The organism is Mesorhizobium sp. WSM3873 (genome assembly GCF_001672445.1).
Lineage (GTDB): Bacteria > Pseudomonadota > Alphaproteobacteria > Rhizobiales > Rhizobiaceae > Mesorhizobium.
Genome location: NZ_LYTM01000013.1, coordinates 1 through 18,758, shown reverse-complemented (window position 1 = coordinate 18,758; position 18,758 = coordinate 1). Strand labels below are relative to the sequence as shown.

Annotated in this window: 13 protein-coding genes; 6 read left to right on the top strand and 7 right to left on the bottom strand. The window is 58.1% G+C overall.

Annotated elements, in window-relative coordinates:
- Window positions 1–761: 761 nt before the first annotated feature.
- Window positions 762–1,544 (top strand): hypothetical protein, encoded by a 783-nt coding sequence (locus tag A9K71_RS11660; RefSeq protein WP_066995031.1) that lies wholly within the window; start codon window positions 762–764, stop codon window positions 1,542–1,544.
- On the opposite strand, the gene A9K71_RS30245 is transcribed toward A9K71_RS11660, so the two are convergent.
- The 4 genes from A9K71_RS30245 to A9K71_RS31375 form a co-directional block, all read right to left on the bottom strand.
- Window positions 1,523–2,353 carry a glycosyltransferase family 2 protein gene (locus A9K71_RS30245; protein WP_197504222.1) on the bottom strand — a complete coding sequence of 277 codons (831 nt, stop codon included), beginning with the start codon at window positions 2,351–2,353 and terminating at the stop codon, window positions 1,523–1,525. The genes A9K71_RS11660 and A9K71_RS30245 overlap by 22 nt on opposite strands.
- A 331-nt stretch (window positions 2,354–2,684) precedes the next feature.
- Window positions 2,685–3,452 (bottom strand): Stf0 family sulfotransferase, encoded by a 768-nt coding sequence (locus tag A9K71_RS11650; RefSeq protein WP_082980468.1) that lies wholly within the window; start codon window positions 3,450–3,452, stop codon window positions 2,685–2,687.
- A 111-nt stretch (window positions 3,453–3,563) separates the two neighbouring features.
- A complete protein-coding gene (locus A9K71_RS11645) occupies window positions 3,564–4,601 on the bottom strand; it encodes a phosphatidylglycerol lysyltransferase domain-containing protein (protein WP_066995021.1) in 1,038 nt (345 codons plus the stop codon).
- A gap of 246 nt (window positions 4,602–4,847) precedes the next feature.
- Complete coding sequence (locus tag A9K71_RS31375; protein WP_156752640.1) at window positions 4,848–5,708, bottom strand: hypothetical protein; 861 nt, start codon at window positions 5,706–5,708, stop codon at window positions 4,848–4,850.
- Window positions 5,709–6,804: 1,096 nt separating this feature from the next.
- Here A9K71_RS31375 and A9K71_RS11630 point away from each other — a divergent pair.
- Both A9K71_RS11630 and A9K71_RS11620 read left to right on the top strand, forming a co-directional pair.
- Window positions 6,805–8,328 carry a glycosyltransferase family 39 protein gene (locus tag A9K71_RS11630; protein WP_066995013.1) on the top strand — a complete coding sequence of 508 codons (1,524 nt, stop codon included), beginning with the start codon at window positions 6,805–6,807 and terminating at the stop codon, window positions 8,326–8,328.
- Window positions 8,329–8,962: 634 nt separating this feature from the next.
- On the top strand, window positions 8,963–9,613 hold the full coding sequence (locus A9K71_RS11620; RefSeq protein WP_066995007.1) for an outer membrane protein: 651 nt from the start codon (window positions 8,963–8,965) through the stop codon (window positions 9,611–9,613).
- A gap of 472 nt (window positions 9,614–10,085) precedes the next feature.
- On the opposite strand, the gene A9K71_RS11610 is transcribed toward A9K71_RS11620, so the two are convergent.
- Both A9K71_RS11610 and A9K71_RS11605 read right to left on the bottom strand, forming a co-directional pair.
- Window positions 10,086–11,177 carry an acyltransferase gene (locus A9K71_RS11610; RefSeq protein WP_066995000.1) on the bottom strand — a complete coding sequence of 364 codons (1,092 nt, stop codon included), beginning with the start codon at window positions 11,175–11,177 and terminating at the stop codon, window positions 10,086–10,088.
- Window positions 11,178–12,225: 1,048 nt separating this feature from the next.
- Window positions 12,226–13,500, bottom strand: a complete 1,275-nt coding sequence (locus tag A9K71_RS11605) for a YcaO-like family protein (RefSeq protein WP_156752639.1) — start codon at window positions 13,498–13,500, stop codon at window positions 12,226–12,228.
- A gap of 116 nt (window positions 13,501–13,616) precedes the next feature.
- Here A9K71_RS11605 and A9K71_RS11600 point away from each other — a divergent pair, with 116 nt between their 5' ends.
- Entirely contained in the window at window positions 13,617–15,350 is a 1,734-nt protein-coding gene (locus A9K71_RS11600; RefSeq protein ID WP_066994994.1) for an adenylate/guanylate cyclase domain-containing protein, read from the top strand.
- A 12-nt stretch (window positions 15,351–15,362) separates the two neighbouring features.
- Here the strand turns inward: A9K71_RS11600 and A9K71_RS31370 are convergent, their stop codons facing one another.
- Window positions 15,363–15,941 carry a hypothetical protein gene (locus A9K71_RS31370; RefSeq protein WP_127403287.1) on the bottom strand — a complete coding sequence of 193 codons (579 nt, stop codon included), beginning with the start codon at window positions 15,939–15,941 and terminating at the stop codon, window positions 15,363–15,365.
- A gap of 164 nt (window positions 15,942–16,105) precedes the next feature.
- Here A9K71_RS31370 and A9K71_RS11590 point away from each other — a divergent pair, with 164 nt between their 5' ends.
- Window positions 16,106–17,455 (top strand): S8 family serine peptidase, encoded by a 1,350-nt coding sequence (locus tag A9K71_RS11590; protein WP_156752638.1) that lies wholly within the window; start codon window positions 16,106–16,108, stop codon window positions 17,453–17,455.
- Window positions 17,446–18,564, top strand: coding sequence for a DUF1501 domain-containing protein (locus tag A9K71_RS11585; RefSeq protein ID WP_082980466.1), 1,119 nt, complete (start codon window positions 17,446–17,448; stop codon window positions 18,562–18,564). The genes A9K71_RS11590 and A9K71_RS11585 overlap by 10 nt, the downstream gene beginning before the upstream one ends.
- Window positions 18,565–18,758 lie beyond the last annotated feature (194 nt).

Sequence of the window (18,758 nt, the reverse complement as noted above, 5' to 3'; positions counted from 1 at the left end):
TGCACCAGGGGTCGGACGTGTCCCTACCCCGCCCGCAAATAATCATGGAGACAACTATGCTCCTTGGAACGCCCGACATCCTTGAAAAGGCAGACCTGATCAAATGGCTCTGCAACAGGGGTTAAGCGCAGGAAGCGACAGCGGAACGTGCCTATCGCATCGACAGGTTGTCGATCCAGAAAGTGGCGGAATGTGGCCATGTCGTCTTTGGGGCCGGATGAGGATGGTCCGGTTCTGGAAAACCTAGCGAGAAAGCTGCCATTCGCCGACACCAGTTTTGCGGACTGACACGGAAATTCAACAGCCTTGGGGTTGCCCTAGCGAGCGCAATGACATCAGAACTGCGGTCTTGAGGGCGGCGGTAATTCTATCCGTGGTTGATCATCTAATCCAGGCGACAATGGATTAGTCGTATGGACCTTGAAGCTCTTCGAACGGCGGTACGCACTCGAGGCAACCTGAGCAAATGTATTCGAAGAGCTGATCGCTGCCGTCCTCAAGGAATTGCGCCGGCGGATCGGGACTGGACATACAAGGGCCGGAAGGAACTATTTGGCATAACCTCCCACCGCCTGCCTTGCATCACGTCCTCTCCGACTCCTGCTCCCCTATCTACATCTTGGAGGTACTATGCTGCGAGGTTTGAGAGAGCGAAACTTGCTGCTAAGCAGCGACAAATTGAGTTTCCTTCGAGAACGAATAGACAGCATCTCCGGCGGGCGCGTCCTCGCGCGCCATTCAGGAGAAACGAAGGCAGGCGAATGACGACACCACCCGTGAACATGCTCTGGATCGGCGATCGACTCGGTCGTATCGAACTGCTGTCGATCGCCTCGTGGCTCAACTGCGCGCACCCGGTTCGTCTTCACGCTTATCAGCCTGTCGCCAACGTGCCGGCTGGCGTTGAACTCGTCGATGGCGACGCGATCCTGCCTTTTACCGATATGAGACGCCTGCGGCACCGCAGGACGGGGTCCTATGCGCTCGCTTCGGATTATTTTCGTTATCGGCTGCAACTGAGCGGATCCGGTTTGTGGTCTGACCTCGACATTGTTTGCTTGAAACCTGTGGAACTTCAGGAAGATTGCTTGTTCGGCTTGGAGGATGACAGCACCATTAACGGGGCCATACTATATCTCGGCGCCACATTGCCGATGACCGTTGAATTGGAGGGCCTTTTCCACAGCAACCAAGTCCCCCCATGGACTCGAATGCGGCGCGCAAGAAGGGCTCGCTTTATGCGCCTGCTTGGACTCCCTGTGCGCCCGGCCGATCTTCCCTGGGGGACGTTCGGTCCAGCCGCGATTACCGCGCTTGCCCACAAGCACGGGCTGTTTGAAAGGGCGCAGCCCCAGGCCGTATTCTACCCGTTGCACTTTACCCAAGCTCGCGCGATCTATGACCCGGCCTGCTCAATCGAATCGATAGTGCGCGAGGAGACACTCACCTTGCATCTCTGGAATGAGGCGTTGCGTGATCTCCGACACACCTCTCCGCCGTCTGGTTCGCCTTTAGCCAAACTTTATGCCCAGTTCGGAGTCTGATCTGCCCTGCTGCGGCGACATGCAGCTTCGATCCTTTCACGCACGACTTTTTCGTTTCCTTCGGCACGGCTCGAATCTGGTGGGGCATGCCAGATATGCAGGACTTCCGTAGCCCAAGTGCCGGACCGTCGGACCACACCTTTTTCCTGTAGTCGGAACACGAAGTCGATATCTTCCGAGCCCCAGCCGAAAAAGCTTTCGTCAAAGCCCCCAATGGCAAGAGCATCGGCTTTCCAGCAGGCAAGATTGCAGCCCTTTATGCGGCGCCAAACAAATGAGCGATAGTCACGAAATCGGGAGGGGGGCAGGCGTACGAAGATCCCGGCGATCTTGGAGATATCACCAGTAAGACGGTACCAAAGCGCGCTGCGCAGGAACGCCCTGTAGGACCACCTGCCCTCGGCCAACAGCATTCCGCTAAGTTTACGACCCAGCAAAATTCTACTTCCAGTCACCAGATGGTTTGGCTGGGACAGTTCACGATGTTGGGTTACAAAATCGGGCTGCAGGATGCAGTCGCCATCGACGAAAACCAGATAATCTCCCCTTGCCTCGGCAACGGCTTTGTTGATTATCGCGGAACGACGAAAACCGATATCCTCTTGCCAAACATGGAGGATCGGAATCGGCGCCGATTTCGCAGAGGCGCACACCACTTCGGCCGTGGCTGGGCCAGACCCATCATCGGCCACAATGACTTCAAAGCGACGGTCCGTCTGGCCGATAAGCGACTGTAGAGTCAGGCTTAGCGCTTCTGGCCAATTGTAGGTTGTCACAATCACCGAAATCAAAGGCGCATCGGCAATCATCGCGGCAGGACCGCGTTGTCCGGAAGCCGAAAAACCAAGGTGCTGCTGCTTCGGGAGTCACACGGAAATACTTCTTTGCACCGACGCACGGCGCAACTTTCAGTCACAAGCATGAGCTTCCACCTCATTACCTGATCGATCTCTATTTCTGAAAGCACTCCAGGTCAACGAACATATTTGAAATTATCTGTATGGAGCGGCCGGGGTGCTGGTACTGGCCCCGAATGCTGGCGGGTTCAATCGAACAGTACCCGCCGAAGTGGGCGGCTGCCCTGCGACGGCAAACGGAAGATGGGCCTCCTCAGAATCGAGGTCGAGTCCCTTCTATCCTTCAATCGATCCGATCGAGCCCGCCCGCGTCGGAGACGAAGTCGCGTCGCCATTGCTCGTTTATTCGGTCGCGCTGAACTTTGAGTCCGGCGTCCCCGATGCTTGGAATTGAAGCCAGCGTCACACCGACCAGATCAGCAATGCCACGGAGAATTGGTGCATGATCACAAACAATTTCCTCGTATACCACCTTCATCGATGAAACTTGGTTGCGTGCAAAATACCGATCCCACCGCGCATTTTCATCGACAATGTCCGACAATGCTCGGTCGATAGCTTTGGCTGAATAGATCGCTGGTTCGCCCGAACCCGCCCAATGCGAACTCCATTTGTCAGTTAGCCTTGCCCTCGCCAGCGAGATCGCCTGTCCAAGAAGATCTTCACGGAACACTCGAACAAAGATCGGGTCAGGGAAAAATTCCCAAAGGTGAATACGCCTTGCCGCGGCCTTTAGTTGGCCGGAGAAAAGCTTGAATGAACATACCCCGTTTTGCGATACGCGCGATCGCGCTACAGTCGCCCGGTGCAACATATCGTCTTTCCCGAGCGGATTGGGGTACTTCCGCGAGCGCGGACTGAAGATCTCGTCGGGCTGACCAAGCTGCCCGGTCGCACTCATGAGTGAACAGAGAAGGCTCGTCCCCGATCGCGCTGCTCCGACGATAACGATTGTAGAACGCGGGCTGGTCCAGTCAGACGGTGGTCGTCGCCTACTAGGTCGCACACTCCGCAATGATCCAAGGTTCAAACGCGATGACAGAGCCTTCATCCATTCGGGCTATAGTCAAGAATCGTCAAGCCTTCAATCCCGCTCGATTAGCCGACAAACGCAGCGTCGATCTGCTCTTGTGTTAGCAATCCGCCGCCAGCGCGATAATGCTTATAAAGCTTTGACCAGGCGGAGGAGTCCCAGCATCTGGACGAAGGTGCCGTGGCGGAAGGCGATATAGGTCGGCTTCTCGGCACCATGAAAACGCCGTTTGAATGCAGCCTGTCCCTGCAGGTTGAATTTGCGGCGATTGACCCATGCCGACTCGTACGCACGCTGGAATGCATGGCGCCAGAAGCTGCTTTCGATGAAGCCGCTGGGTCCATTTTCAGCAAGTGGCGATAAACCGAGTGTGACCACGGAGACACCTTCTCCGCGGAAGCAGTCGACCGCGAATTTGGTCAGGCCGACTTCGGCGTGCGGCGTGGCATCGACATGCTTTCGCTTAAACGAAGTCGTATAGCCTATCACCTCACCGCCGCTGAAGAGAGGGTCGAAATCAAGCAAGGCGATTAGACCGCCGTCAGGACCGTGCAGGACGAAACGGCGCATATCGGGGCCAAGGCGATAACTGAAGGGACGGTTGAGGAAAGCCATCTCCCAACGCTTGACAATGCGGTCTGCTCGCCAGTTCTCCGAGAGCCTTCGGACTTCGTCGGGAGAGACGGTGCGCTTATCCTCGGCAAAGGAAAACCCCCTCTTTAGCAGCCAGCGCTCGGAATAGCGCACCGTCTCATTTCGCTTTCCGGAAAAATCATGGGCGGGAAGCTCAAGTCGCGTGTCGACGCCGAGACAGTTTACCTGGTAGCCAAGCCCTGCCAGCACCCGTGCGGTCTCCTCGCTCACTTGCACGAACCAAGGATTGCGAGCGGCTTCGACAAAACGTCTGATGAAGTCGGGCCGATCAGAAGGCTCGGCGACCGGATCGCCGAGCGCGAAATGGTGCATCATCTTGGTGCCGAAAGCGATATACCCATCAGTTCCGCCGAAGCAGGACAGCTCCTGCTGGACAGCGGTCGAGTAGGCGAGGGAAAAGTTACCATGCTTCCTAACCAACGCCAGACGTTCGGTATATGTAAGGTCCTGCCGGGCGACTTTGGGAGCGGCGTCCTCAAGCAAACGATCGAGATGGATGCGCAAAGAGGGCATGAGCGAGATCTCGCGCCTTTGGTTAGACGTCAGCAATCCGCCCCCACGTGTAGCGTGGGTGATGGCGAGTCCGATCGAACGCGACTGCCGACGACTCGGTAGCAGCCATATTTGAGCGAGAGAGACTTGAGCATAGCATCAAGGATCCCGTCGAGCAGGAACCTAGCTTCAGGATCAGCCTGTATGGCAGACAGAGACGACGGTTGATACTCGTTTCCGTGTCGCGCTGGTTGGCCCGCATCCGGACTAACGCCTGGCTTGTGTAATCATGGCGACCGCATCCGCGCGGGCACCGGAAGAGAGATCCAGAATCGTCTTCTGTGCCTTGGTTACCGCCTCCACCGGCCATTCCGCCATTAGCTGTCGCATCTGCCTTGCGAGCAAACTCTCATTGGCTTCCTCGATTGAATAAGCGAACGGCCAATTAAGGCGATCGAGGATCGGCTTCACCTTGCCAGTGCCCCTAATTTGATCGAGGGCTATGACGGGTTTGCCTCTTGATAGGCCGTAGAGGGAGCCATGGAGACGTGTCGTCAGGATGAGGTCGACGTTTTCGAACTGGGACTCGATCTTAGCTGCTTCGTTTCCGGGCTTTAGTACGGTATCGATCGGCTCAGTTTCCAGCCCAAAAGCTTCGGCAAGTTGCGACAGAAGCCGCTCGGCTCTGACCCATTCGGTCATGCCTTTGCCGTAGTCCCGCTGATCGCCCCGGAAGCAAAGTCCGGCCCTCAGTCGCCTACTTGGGGACGGCTTAGCGCTAGGCCAGGATCGTGAGATAGCAAGATCGAATGATGTTCTCGGCAAACCGTCGCGCGCCAGTATGGCATCGAAACGCGAAGCCATCGCTTTGTGACAGGGAATTACGCTGACGCCGACAGCGATCTTTCTCGCTTTCCGTTGAACCGCCAGCAAATCAGCCAGTTCATCCACTTCGACAAGGGGCCCGCAAACGAAGACAAGCGTTTTGATTTCATTGCGTATATCAAACAGGTCCTTCGTCTGGCGGTGATCAGCAATCCCAAGCGTCGGATGGCTCAATACGTCGTGATCATGGCCAGCACGACGTAGGGCAGCCGAAAGGTTGTTCACTGCATCCAAGTCGCCCACAGTTGCTCCCCCGCCGCGTTCGAAGCTTCCCCACCAGACAAGTGTGGTAGACGACGTAGACGTACGTCTCGATAACCGATAGCGACGTTTGAAGGATCGGCATTTCTGGCTCAGCAATGACATAAGTTGCGTATCTCTAAGATCACTGAAGGAAGCGGGTTAATAATCCGACGAAGCGCCACGGCGCCATCCTATACATCTCGACGCCACCCTGCTCATGATCGAGGAATTGGAGAGTGTCTGTCTGCATTAGTTTTTCTCCCCTGGACTCGCGTGTGGCGCCCACGCCAAGCCCGCTACACGCCGCAGCAGTCTCCAGTTTGACCCGCCCATCTCTCCGGGAACCTTCGGCTCTGGTGCACTAACGGGTGCCAGCCCCACAAACACCCGCTGTTCGAGCTGGCGGAGCAGTTTCCCCCCGCAATATCTTATCCGTTTCAACTTAACCAAGCGCGGGCAGCCTACGACGCGGCTTTTTATGAACGCAGGGGTTCACCAGCAAACGCTCATCCATGCAACGTGATCTCGCCAGCTGGAGCTAAGCACGTACATTAGCACCTTTGACATTGCGGCACTGGGCTCGACCTCAGCTTCGTTCTTCGTATGCAGAACATCCGGACTCCGGCACACTTGGGCGAGCGATTTGGTGTATATTTCGCACACCTGGCTGATGCAAGTCGCACTGAGGCGAATAAGAGGGGCCTGCTCAACAGAGAGAAACAGGCTTAGTGGCAAAGGGCGTTCAGCTGCCTACTTCGCTTAAAGCTTCACAAGCGGTGACCTCACCCGGAGGCTCATTGTCTTCCAATAGCGCAGCTTCTCGTTTCACCTCGTCTCCGAACAATTGCGAGCGCCCGCGGATTTGCGATTCCGAACACTACCGAACCTCGCCCAGCAAGGTGTTTGCTGACCGGTAGTGCTTGCAGTCGCGATACGAACGATAGTCCTCATGGCTCCACATCTTTGCGATCAAAGGCCACGAAGACTTGACCAAGCAGTCTGCCAGGCCACACGGATCAGGTCGCGAGCTACCAATCCATTGTTCTCCACTCCACAGCCGTGCTAACGCGTCGAGCTCACAAGGGGTGACAAAATTTTGCGCAAAATCGAGGAACTGATCGATTGGCTCGCCAAGGAGAAGGTCGGCAGGGTTTATGCCGCGGTGTTTGTCATTGCTTTCTATTTCGCCTTCCAGACTGTGACGCTGTCGCTGCTCAGTGCCTGGGCAGGCAATGGTGTTAGCGTCGATGATGCCGAGCAACTCATCTATTTGCAGCATCTTGCTCCGGGGTATGGTGGTTCGCAACCACCGCTCTACAACTGGATCACTTGGGTAGTGAGCCAGGCGACGGGCACGAACATTACAAGTCTGAAGCTGGCGAAATATTTCCTGCTTTTTGTCGGATTTAGTTCAGTTCATGCTGCGATGCGGAAGCTGGGTTACAAGCAAATCACCGCCGCTGCTGCGATGCTCGGAATGATGACGGTTCCCCTGCTCTTTTGGGAGGCACAACATACGTTAACGCACTCGGTAGCGGCTTTCGCCTTTTCAGCGGTCACGCTGCTCGCCTTCGCTTACCTCGTACAGAGCCGCACGCCCCTGGCCTATCTAGCTTTCGGACTGGCCGCTGGATTGGCCATGCTCGCGAAGTTCAATGATGTCCTCCTTTTGGTGGCGCTATTCTCCTCGGCATTGTCGGTGCGCGCCTATCGACAGGCGATGGTTGCGCCACAGATGCTCCTTAGCCTGACAGTATTCGTGCTTGTTCTGACGCCGACCGCGATTTGGAGCTATGGGCATTTGGATGCAGTTTTTGCCCGCGTGTACAAGTTCGATATAGACGATGGCGACGTCGGAATGATTGTCTTCAGCACAGAAGGGCTAGTCCAGACCATATTGGCGACAGTGGAATTCAGCATTGTAACTTTTTCCGTGTACGCCGTGGGCTCTGCTTGGAAATGGAAATTTCCTTGGTTGAAGGGGACTGTTGAGGCACAGCCGGACAAACTCCTTCGACGTGCATTGCTGCTCGGCATTTCTGCTGTGCTGCTGCTGATGCTAATCAGTGGCAGCACGTCGTTGCGTAGCCGCTGGCTTCTGCCCATTCTTTTCCTGCTGCCGCTATATCTCTCCGCATGCGCGGAAATATTGGGCGAGTTCGGCCGAGAGGTGCAGCGCTTCGTAATCACCTCGGGGGTGGCGATAGCACTACTTACGATACCATTCACTTGGTATGCACAACTCATGGGTGGCGAAGGCATGTCTCGCGCGGCGAGACTGGATTATCGGAAGCTCTATCAAGAGCTGCAAGCCACCGTGCCCGTTCGCACGATCGTCGGCAATTCCTTTTGGATCGGCAATTTCCGACTCGCGAGGAGCGACCTCGTACTTCTCGTCCCGGAGGTGCCCGACTTGGAAGAACTTCTGCAAGAACCTGCGGTGCTGATGTGGCCAGAGAACGAAGGCAGGCCGAACCCGATGCTCCTAGAGCGGTTGCGACAAGCAGGATACGAGTTGAGCAACCAGATCGGCACCCTGACGGCGCACGAACTGTTAGGACCGGACTCCGGAAGGCGCATCTATTTCGCGCACCTTAGCAACCGCAGTTCAGCGAAGTGAGCAACCGAGCAGTGTTTGCACGGCGAAGGTATGCCGCCTAGTTCGGTTGGAAAGCTGACGCATGTCGCTACGCCCGCCAGTCAGCACAGCAGTCCGTCGCTTTCGAACTCTTCCCACCCCCGCAATCTGGGCCGCCTCATCGTTTTTGACTACACCTGCGGCCGCGGCTCTGCTTTTGCCCGCGTTTTAGGACCGTCTTGCCTGCAGCTCGGCGCCGTTCTCCGCTGCTATGGCCCAGATCGTGATCAGGTCACGGTCAAGCACATCTTCATGGGGCTCTGGCCGTCCGGAGCCAGCGGTGCCGCACCGCCGCCGAAATCGTGAGGATGTCTCGACTGCACGCGGGGTCGCGGGCAGACCTCGATCCGCAGGTGAGCCTGCTCAGCGAGCATACCAAGCGCCTGGCTGTGCATACCGAAGCAGAGAAGGAGCTGAAGGAGTGGAAGCGCGACGTAGCGCCCGAGGCCGTTTTAAACAACATAAAGGAGGCAAAGGGGTCAAGCGACCGGCAGATAAACCTCGGGTTATCCACCGGCCGCCCCTCAGAACCACTGCATCGTGATGTTTTTGCAACAGCAATCCGGCGCGCTCTGAGGTATATCTCGAGTCAACGTCAAATTGCGGTGGGACAAACATGAAATCTCTTTTGCTAGCTTCCGTATTCGGCCTTGCTGCCTGCGGCTCTGTCATGGCGGCCGATATTGTAGAACCGGCTGCGACAAGCGAATGGACGTGGCAGGGAGCCTATGCCGGTGCCTTCGGCGCCGGGACGCTCGAGCACTATAAGATCCGCGAGCCAAATATTGGTGCCGACGTTACGCACAACGTGGGCTCGCCGACGATCGGCGGTTTTGTCGGTTACAACTTCCAGTCGGGCAACATCGTCTACGGCGTTGAAGGCGAGCTGGGCTACCGGTTCAAGAAGGGCCACTTCCACGACGTGCCGGGCCCTGGCGATCTCGACGAGTCGCTTGGTCTGTTCGGTTCTCTCAAGGGCCGAGTCGGTATGGATCTGGGTGGGTACCTGCCCTACCTGACGGCGGGTGTCACGGCGTCGCGGTTGAAAACCGACGCGGTCGGCCTTGCGAAACGGGACGGAACGGCCGTTGGCGGGATCGTCGGCGCCGGCATCGACGTGCCGCTGACCCACAATGTCTTCCTTCGCGGCGAGTATGACTTTTCCTTCTTTGGCAAGAAGAGCTTCGAATATTGCGGCGGCGGATGCGTGCTGGAGCACAAGGCACAGACTCACGACTTCCGCGTCGGTATTGGTATCAAGTTTTAGGCCGCAACTCTCGGATGAGACTCAGAGCGCCGGGCCCTGCCCGGTGCTTTCGTTTTTGCATCGGCTAATCGGCCGGCCGCCCCAGCGCGGCACCGTCATACGTCTTCGTCTTGGTCGAGGTGTGGCCTGCTACCTTGTTGGCGTCGTCCGCGCTGGCGTCGGATGTCCTGCCCTCAGTCATTCCGGAGAAGCATATCCCGGCCCATAACGTCGCTGGCAGCCCGGCCGCCTTGCGTTCGACCGTCCAGCTGGCGCGAAAATCGAAGCGCGCCAGGGCAGGCGGTTTTCCTCGTGACGATCGCTGGCTCCTTGCGCTTCTTGGCCGGCGAATCCTGCAGCTTTTCCATCACCATCGGCGCCTTTGCCAGTGACTACGGAATGCTGTGTCCGTGGGAGGTTCTTTACACCCGCGCCGCGGGCAGCCTGTTGATGTCGAAGGCTTTAAGCGGTATGCCTCGGTGTCGCTCCCGAGCTAGCCTTCAGGGAGTGCGGAAGGTTCAAGTTGTCGGGCTGGACGATAGGATGCACCCAACCAGCGCTCGGCTGCAGGACGAAGTTTTTGCGCCGGTCGTTCGATGAAGCGGGTCACCAAATAGCTTGCAACGAGGACCGCTGCAGCCATGCTAAGAACCGTAAGAAGTGGATGATCAGATGACCCAAATCTGGACATCAAAGTGTACCCGATATACGCGTGGAGAAGGTACATAGGATAGGTTAGCGAGCCGATCTGTCTCGCATACGGTAGTGTCGTGTATTTGAGCTTGGACGTGCTCATTCCCAGGAACAGGGCAAAGAATCCGATCACAGTGGTTACAACGACCGCTTGCGAAAGCGACTGGCCGTAGGTCGCATTGATTGCGGCAGTAGTTGGCAGTTCCGCCGATTGAAGTCCCACGAGACCACAAGCCGCAGTCGCGAGTAGCGTTCTGACGGAAAGCCCGTCTCGGGAAATGAAATAAAAGGAGCAGCCTGCGGCAAAGAAGGCATCATATCCCTGAAGGAAGCCATGACCGCTTCCCACCGCCAATGAAACCAGCAACCATCCTATCCAGAGCTCGACAATGATTTGAGCGTAGGCAATGAGCCGCAGCGACAGAATGACAAGCACGGCGGCATAGAACTTTATCTCTGTTTTGAGGGTCCAATAGACGCCGTCGACGACCGGAAACCCAAGAGAGGTCGGAACCATGGTAAGGTTCGCGAGGTACTGGCTTGGCGATATAGGCATCAAATGCGAGGGCCAGATGGCGAGCACGATCGACGTCAAGGTCATACAGAAGATGAATGCCGGCCACAGCCTAAAGACCCGTGAAATGGCAAACTTGACCGGCGAACCCGAGCCGGCTGACGACACGATCACGAAGCCGCTGATCATGAAAAATAGCGGTACACCGAGGTAGCCATATTGCAGCACTGCTCCAGCTCGGTCGAATGGCTCTAGGCTGGTTAGCTTGCCGTTTCGGATGCCGTTGACCCCGTAATGATAGCTCATGACCATCAAGGCCGCGAAGAATCGAGCATAGTCGATCCACTCAATCCGCGAAGATTTTCCGGTTGCACGCATAGGTTCCTGGATTACACGTCAAAGCTAACCAGTCAACCAGGCCCGGGTTATTAGAATCGACAGTGGCTTTTTCAACGAATCGATCTGATCGAAGGCCTATCGCAGTGCAGCCGCGCGCCGGCCAGTTCATCTTGTAGGCCGCGGACTTGCTCCGCTTACTCTCGAGTTCCTACATTACCCGGCGCTGATCTCTTCCGACATCTGCGGAACATCCCAGCCCTCGGTCGGAAACTTATGTCGACGACATGGGCGCCACGCCTGGAAAACCTCGACCGGCGATTGTCCTTAGCAGCGCGGCGTGCAGTTCACGTCCGAAACTGTGAGGCGATCAGGCCGATTGCGATAACCGGGGTGATCCTGGCGTGGAAGGTCTATCACCAAAGCGCCTGTGCGCGACGATTTCGGGCGCCAGCCTTGATATGGGAGTGGTTCAACTCTCGCTCGGCAGCCGGATGGGCTGACAGGTCTCGGCAGCGCGCCTTTCACGCTGCGCACAGGTCGGTCCTCCAAACGGCCGTCAATCCGATTTCTATCCGGCGATATCCGCAGGTTCTAGTCCCGCGTACGGCGGCTTCTATTCTCGGGCACGCGACGCGTTATCCACAGTTTGGGACGTGCTTGAGCCTTCTCTCGCCGGAAATTTCGGAGAGCCGGGTGGACTACAGGAAGTTTCTGATAGCTGAAGAGGTGGGTCGCCTACCTTCTGCTCCGACAAAGTGGTTTGCTTCGATTCGATCTGAATTGCTGGCTCCTTGCCACGCCCAAGACGGATGCTCGTCCGGTTGGATCGTTACATGCCGGAGGATCTGAGATGCGACGTTCACGTCTGACGTAGGTCTGACGGCGCAATCATCACATCCAGTGTAGTCGCAGATGATGTCCGCGTCGGGCAGCAAAGCCGACCTCTAGGGCCGGCATTGAGGCGCACTCCAGACAGCAGCTTTGGGGCCGACAGCGGAATGGCCGCTTTAAGGAATCTGAAGCGGTAGAGTATGCCCTCCGGTGTTCGATCCCAAATTGGAACTTTGCAGCAGCTTTTGGCTTCGCGCTAAAACGGGAAAGGGTCTCGGCATATTGACCTCGGAGGCCCGTGGTCAAGCGTGGCTGGAACAGAATAGAGCCTGCCCGGACCAAACCTTGGTTTGGTCGAACGCAACCCCGGAGCGAACATTCGGACAAGGGACCGCTGCTCATCCTGCATCAGGATGACGGCGAGTATTTCCAGGCTTCGTTCGCGGCAGAGTTTGACGCACGAGGCGTAGTCGAGTGTCGCTTCATCCGCGCAGGCAGGGCCGCTATTCTCACCCTGCAAATATGGACACAGCCCAAGATCCGTCTCTTGATGCCAGCGATAAAGTTGCCGCGCCCCGGGCGTAAAGCGGGCCGTTCCCTGTTGCTGCGCCTGTTGGGAGAGCAGAGCAAGGTTCGCTTCGCATTGAGCAAGCTCTCCAAGCGCCCTTGTGGCAGCCGCTGACCACGATGCGCCTGCCGCAAACCCCATCGCCGGACCCCGGCCGGAATTATCGCTGGAGATTGCCGCAACTATCGGCACCGCCAAATCCAACGTAAGTCGCAGAAGGCGCAATTCGCGACCTTGGCGCCGAAGCCAATCCTCGTATGAAGATATAGTATCGCTTGCCATCGACTTCGGATCGATTCGAGGCAGAACAAGCCGATTGTACCACCAGATGGAGGTCCCATCTCGCTCGATCAGCTCGAGAAGGGCGCTCATCGCAGCGGCCTCAGGGTTGATGCCCAGCGCAAGTCCGTTCGAGTCGGCAGCCGGCAACGATGATTGCTTGCCACCGGGATCATAGCCGAGAAAACACAGCCCCGCGGGCACCCAGGCTTGCTCCGTACCGAGCCTGTCGTCACTCAGGATCCAGTCTTCGGGCGCGGATCTGTCCCAGCGGGCCGGAACCATATTGCGGGGCTGTCGGTTCGCGGCCTCTCGGCGGTCATATTGCTCTTCGCTGAAAAGAAGGATACCGGGCGGCTCGACGACCCGACCATGAATCGCATCGGCACGCGACCGCAGAATTCGCCCCTCGGGAATGATCTGGGCGAAGTAGGTCTCATCCGCCTCATAAAGGCAGCCTTGGAGCGCCTGCTCGACTGTCGTGCCCCAACCGGACGCGAAGTAAATGCTCTCATCGCCATCCCTGGCGGCGCGAACGCGGCCTGCCGCCACAGTGAGAGGACAGCCGAGCAATGGATCCGAGATCACCACCGGGCCATAGAGAAGACTAGACCCCACGCAGACCTCGAATGTGCGCATCTTTCGCATTGCGAGCGTTTCTGAACGGATTTCGCTCTGTCGCACGCCCGAAGCTCTTCATGCAGCAGTTTACACGCTGCCATGCGCGATAGCATCATGCAAATGTGCTAAAGTAGGTTCGGACGTCTGACCCGAGGTATGGATTGACCCCAAAGCCTAGATTGATCGCAAGCAACGGCACCCTGAAGCGACGGCTGACTGCGATCGTGGTCGCGGACGTGGTCGGCTATTCGCAACAAATGGCGGAAGACGAGGAAGGCACGTTTACCCGCGTCCGAGCGCTGATGCACGACGAGATCCCAGGCTACGTTCATCGGCATGACGGCCGCGTCGTAAAGAACACTGGCGACGGTATGGTGGCGGAGTTCTTCAGCGCGGTCGAAGCGGTGCGGTGCGGGGTGGCTATTCAGGCCTATCTCGCAAGCCCCGAGCGGTCGTCGCCCGGTCTGTCGCTTCGGATGGGCATAAATTTCGGCGACATTATCGTCGACGGCGACGGAGACGTGTTCGGCGACGGTGTGAACGTGGCTGCACGGCTTGAACAGATCGCGGCTCCCGGAGGCATTTGCCTTTCGGCAAAAGTGCATGAGGAGGTCCGCGCAGGGCTCCAATTGCCCTTCGAATATTGCGGTGACTTTCTGCTCAAGAACATTCCCCGACCGGTGGCCGTCTACTCGCTTATTCACAGACCCGACGGCGCCTTTGCGAGGATCGGCGCCGAGACTTCGAGCTCGAACGCGCCGTCGATCCTGGTCCGCCCATTTGTCAGCACCGGTGGCGTGGAGCCGTACTTCAGCGAAGGGTTCACTGAAGACGTCATCACCGAGCTGACGCGGTTCACGCAGCTCTCTGTCGCGTCATATCACACCTCGATGCGGCTCAAGGATGTGGAGCTGCCGAAGCTGGTCTCGGATATCGGGCTCGATTTCGAGCTTGCGGGGCGAATCCGCAGGATGGGGAGGCGTATCCGCCTGTCGTGCGAACTGGTCGATGCCACGTCCGGCGGTGATGTTTGGGCAGAGCATTATGACAGCGACGATCAGGACATATTCGATGTGCAGGACGAACTGGTCCGCAAGATCGTGGGCACAGTTATCGGCCGGCTCAAGGCGGCGGGTGCGGAGAAGGCACGGCGCAAGCCGCCGGCCAACTTGGCTGCCTATGAGTGCGTGCTGCGCGGCAACGCCCTGCCGCTAGGCGACCTCGCGTGCGAAGCGGAAGCCAGGCAATGGTATCAGCGCGCCATCGACCTCGATCCGACCTATGGGCGCGCCTATGCCAAGCTGGCTCACTACAAGCAGCTGGAATGGTTTCGCGACATGGGATCTTCCGACGCCCTGCTCGACGAGGCGCATGAAATTGCCAAGAAGGCGGTGGCGCTCTCCGCCAACGATCCGGTCTGCCTCAACATTCTCGGCTGGGTGCTGCTGCACCTGCGAGACTTCGACGTCGCCGCGCAACTCTACGCACGGGCCCTCTACCTCAATCCGAACGATCCCGAGCAGGTTTCCTATCTCGGCACCCTCTACACATTTTGCGGCGAACCGGATCGCGCCATGCAATGGTTCGAGCGGGCGCAGGTGCTCGATCCGCTCTATGAACCATCCTGGTATTGGCCGTTTCGCGGCATCGTCCACTTCATTGCGGGCCGGCCCGAGCCGGCATTGGTCGCTTTGAGCCGTTCGTCGACCATGCCGACATGGGTTACGGCCTACATGGCCGCTTCGAGCTCGGCGCTTGGCCGGGACAGCGATGCAAAGTCGTACGCGGCTCGCGTGTTGGCGGGTACACCCAGCTTTTCCTGCAGTCGATTCGTGGCCAAGGAGCCCTATCGCCTGGAGGAGGATCGGGCCGCGCTGTTGAAGGGGCTGCTCGCCGCAGGGCTGCCGAACTGATCTTGAAGTTTGCTATCGGCAGCCGAAAAGGACCGCGGACGCAAGCTCGTCATGATAGTGCCGACCCTGCGCGTTTTTGTGGTACGCCCCGAGGTAATCTATCAGGTCCTCTCGCGTGACAACGCCTTCCGGCAGGGCCGGCAGGACCACAGTCAGCTCCGTAGGCGCATCGCACGCCAGTTTCACTTTCGCGTCGACGATCTGCTCCAACACAATAGTAAGTTCGTTACGAAAAATGACGTCATTCAGGTCTTTTACTTTCGACACTACGCCATTCAGCAAGCTCTTGCCTTTATAGTCGATATCGACACCAGCAAGATCAACAACACGTAAGGTGTTTCCCGTAGCACCTGTGATCTGTCCCACCTTCACACTTCGAAGGCTGCCACTTTTATCCCCAGTGCGCAGAGCTATGACATCGTTGAGCGTGAATGCGTTCGGTATGTCGACGGTTATACGCAAAGGACTTGTCGAGACTACCGCTGATACAGTCGCCGTGAATGCGGGCGGCAAAGCCTTCAGCCAGGCTCCCACGAGCGCCGCGCCAATCTCCTGAGCCTGTCGGCCCTGCTTGAGTTTCACCTTGGGCACAAGCGTTGCTCCACGCGCTTTGAGCGTGCGACAACAACGTAGGCTGCTTTTTCTTTGGCTGCAAGAAGAGCCCTCGAGCGGTTCGCCTCCAAAGCTTTGCCGTGGACAGAAAGAGCTATTGGGAGCATGCTGCCAGTCAGTCGACCAGCAGACGGTTGGGATCCATGAGGTTCGCCTGGCTTGTGACTTTTCTCGCCACCACACTTTCCGCGTCCACAATCGTGCACGCGGACGAAGACCCCGGCGGGCCGCAAGTAACGCAACACACATTCATCGCGCCACTTGCGGACAAGGACAGATTTGCATCGGTTATCACCAGCCTGAACAAGATCAATCCGTCGGGGGACGCCCTGCAGGCTGTCGACATGCCGGATCTGGGGTTTAGCCTGGTCACTGGAAGCTTTACCGACGAGGAAGCGAACAAGCTTCTTTCGGAAGGGTATCAGGAGCCGGACTCACTTGAAGTAAGCCTGTTCGCGGATGGCGGTTGCGAAGCACGTAGTCGGCTAGAGCCTGTGACGGGTGACAAGCTCGTGCCGCCGAGCGTTTGCAGAGTCATCGGGTCGCCCAGTCCTGTGACCGGCGGGCCTGCGGTCTGGATCATCGATAGCGGCGTCGACGACGACGTCGTCACAAAAGGGCTTCTCAATATTTCGGAACGGATCAACTGTATGGTGACCCCATGCAGCACGACCACCGGCGCGCCAGACACTCAAGGTCACGGCACGATGGTCGCAGGCATCATTGGCGGAATGCGCGTGCAAGGTACAACAAGCGGTCAATTCCTTGGCATCGTTGGGGTCAGCCCAGGGGTGCCACTCAAGATTGTCAAGGCATTTGAAGGCGAAAAGTCGAAGATCGTCGGACCGCCGCTTGTCGCCCTACAATATGTCAGTGATCATGCGTCGGCCGGCCAAATCCTGAACATCAGCTGGGGCACGCAGTTCATGGAGACCGCGAAGAAGGGTGGCCAATTGGACCTGCTTGGTCAGATGGACAAGCTGCTGTTTGAGATCGCAAACAAGCAGGTCCGCATCGTGATTGCGGCGGGCAATGCGCGGGAAGACGACGAGGCGTCGTGGGTACAGTCCTTTTTCCCGGCCAATGCGTCGGAATATGTTTCTCCAAACCCGACGCAAGGCTTCATCCAAAGTGTCTCGGCATCCGACAGCACTTATATCCCGACCGGCACCGGCACTGGCGTGTGCAGCACCGTTTCAAACGGGTGGTGTGATGTGCTTTGGAATGGCGGCGCTTTTGGCGCGGCCATGTCCGAGCCCGGCGTTGGCGTCCAGGTGCTTTGGCGGAGTACAAACAATCACAAGCTAAGACAGAATATCTGTTCGGGGACGTCCCTTGCCGCTCCAGTCCTGGCGGGACTGTTGGCTCGGACCACTGCGAGTTTGCCGGAGGCCCCGATCAAAAAGGGCGTGATCCCAAATGCCGATCAGCTTGGATTTTCGACGGCCGGAACGCCGGACGTCGCTAATCCGGACTATCCGAAATGCAATTGACGCGCCGCACGGCCCTCCAGGGTTTGGGTCTTACCTCGCTGTTTGCTACCAGCGCAGGCTTTGCTTCGGCGGTTTTTGCCGGCGACAGCCACCCGCGGCTGCTGGTCGTCCACCTTCGGGGCGGACTTGATGCGCTGGCCGCGCTGCCGCCCCATGGTGATCCGGATTTCCGGCGGGGACGAGGCAGGGCGAGAGAACTTGGCACCTCCGACGACGCGTTCGGTGTGAAGCTTGATCCGCTGTTCGCACTTCATCCGGCGCTGGAACCTCTTGCTCGGTTCTATTCGGCTGGCGAATTGCTGATCCTGCCCGCGACGGGCATCCCGGATATCGGGAGATCGCATGACGCCGCGCAGAGGGTGCTGTTCGACGGCGATTTCGACGGCGGCGATTTTGGCTGGCCGGGAAGAGCCGCTTCGGTGCTGTCGCAGGGAAGGCAACCAATCTGGCGTGCTGCGCCGGCCGGCCTGCCAAATGACGCGCTTTTCGATCTTGTGTTGGGCAATCCGGGACTTGACCTCGCCCGCCTTTGGCTCGGCGAGGCGTCCGGTTCAGCCGGAGACGCCGTGCAGACATTGCTTGCGCGGCGACATGCGCTGAGTGCTGCAAGCTTTGTCGCAGCGGCGACCTCCGCGGGGCAGGCGCTGTCCGGGCCGGACGGCCCGCGCGTGGCCCTGCTGCAGTTGGACGGTATCGATACCCACGTTGCTCAGGGAGAGCGTCTTTCGGCCACCCTTGGGACATTGGCGCGCGGTGTCGTCGCGTTCTCGGAAGCGGCAGCCGCAATCTGGCGTCAAACCGTTGTGCTAGGCATTACGGAATTCGGGCGCTCTGCCCACTTCAACGACCAAGGCGGCACCGACCATGGCAGTGCCAGCGTAGCGTTCTTGATGGGTGGTGCGATAGCCGGAGGGCGGATCGCGGGTCGCTGGCCCGGATTGGCGCCAGATCAGCTCCACGAGGGGACCGACTTGGCAGTCACCACCGATGCCCGCTCGATCGTCAACGCGGTGTTGAAAGACCATCTTGGACTGTCAAGCCAGGCAATGGCGATGGTCGCTCCCAACGCATCGGGCCTTCAAGCAATCAAAGGATTGTTTCTGGTTTGATACATCCTTTGCGACAGTCACGACGCCAACACCCCGCATCAGGGGCGCGAGACGTCGGGTGCGGCGCCCGAAAGGAGTTTCAGAAGTTTTCCGTCACACATCCGTAGGCGACAAGACCGGGCTGTTCGAGGCGACACTCGAACGGTCGGCAGCTCAGGCGTCAGCGACGCTTGACGACGATTGACGTCCCCCCC

What these genes read in the sequence shown, in the direction of transcription:
- A9K71_RS11620 (WP_066995007.1), top strand. Translation starts at nt 8,963, where the DNA reads ATGAAATCTCTTTTGCTAGCTTCCGTATTCGGCCTTGCTGCCTGCGGC.
- A9K71_RS11610 (WP_066995000.1), bottom strand. Translation starts at nt 11,177, where the DNA reads ATGCGTGCAACCGGAAAATCTTCGCGGATTGAGTGGATCGACTATGCT.
- A9K71_RS30245 (WP_197504222.1), bottom strand. Translation starts at nt 2,353, where the DNA reads ATGATTGCCGATGCGCCTTTGATTTCGGTGATTGTGACAACCTACAAT.
- A9K71_RS11660 (WP_066995031.1), top strand. Translation starts at nt 762, where the DNA reads ATGACGACACCACCCGTGAACATGCTCTGGATCGGCGATCGACTCGGT.
- A9K71_RS11645 (WP_066995021.1), bottom strand. Translation starts at nt 4,601, where the DNA reads ATGCCCTCTTTGCGCATCCATCTCGATCGTTTGCTTGAGGACGCCGCT.
- A9K71_RS11585 (WP_082980466.1), top strand. Translation starts at nt 17,446, where the DNA reads ATGCAATTGACGCGCCGCACGGCCCTCCAGGGTTTGGGTCTTACCTCG.
- A9K71_RS11590 (WP_156752638.1), top strand. Translation starts at nt 16,106, where the DNA reads ATGAGGTTCGCCTGGCTTGTGACTTTTCTCGCCACCACACTTTCCGCG.
- A9K71_RS11650 (WP_082980468.1), bottom strand. Translation starts at nt 3,452, where the DNA reads ATGAAGGCTCTGTCATCGCGTTTGAACCTTGGATCATTGCGGAGTGTG.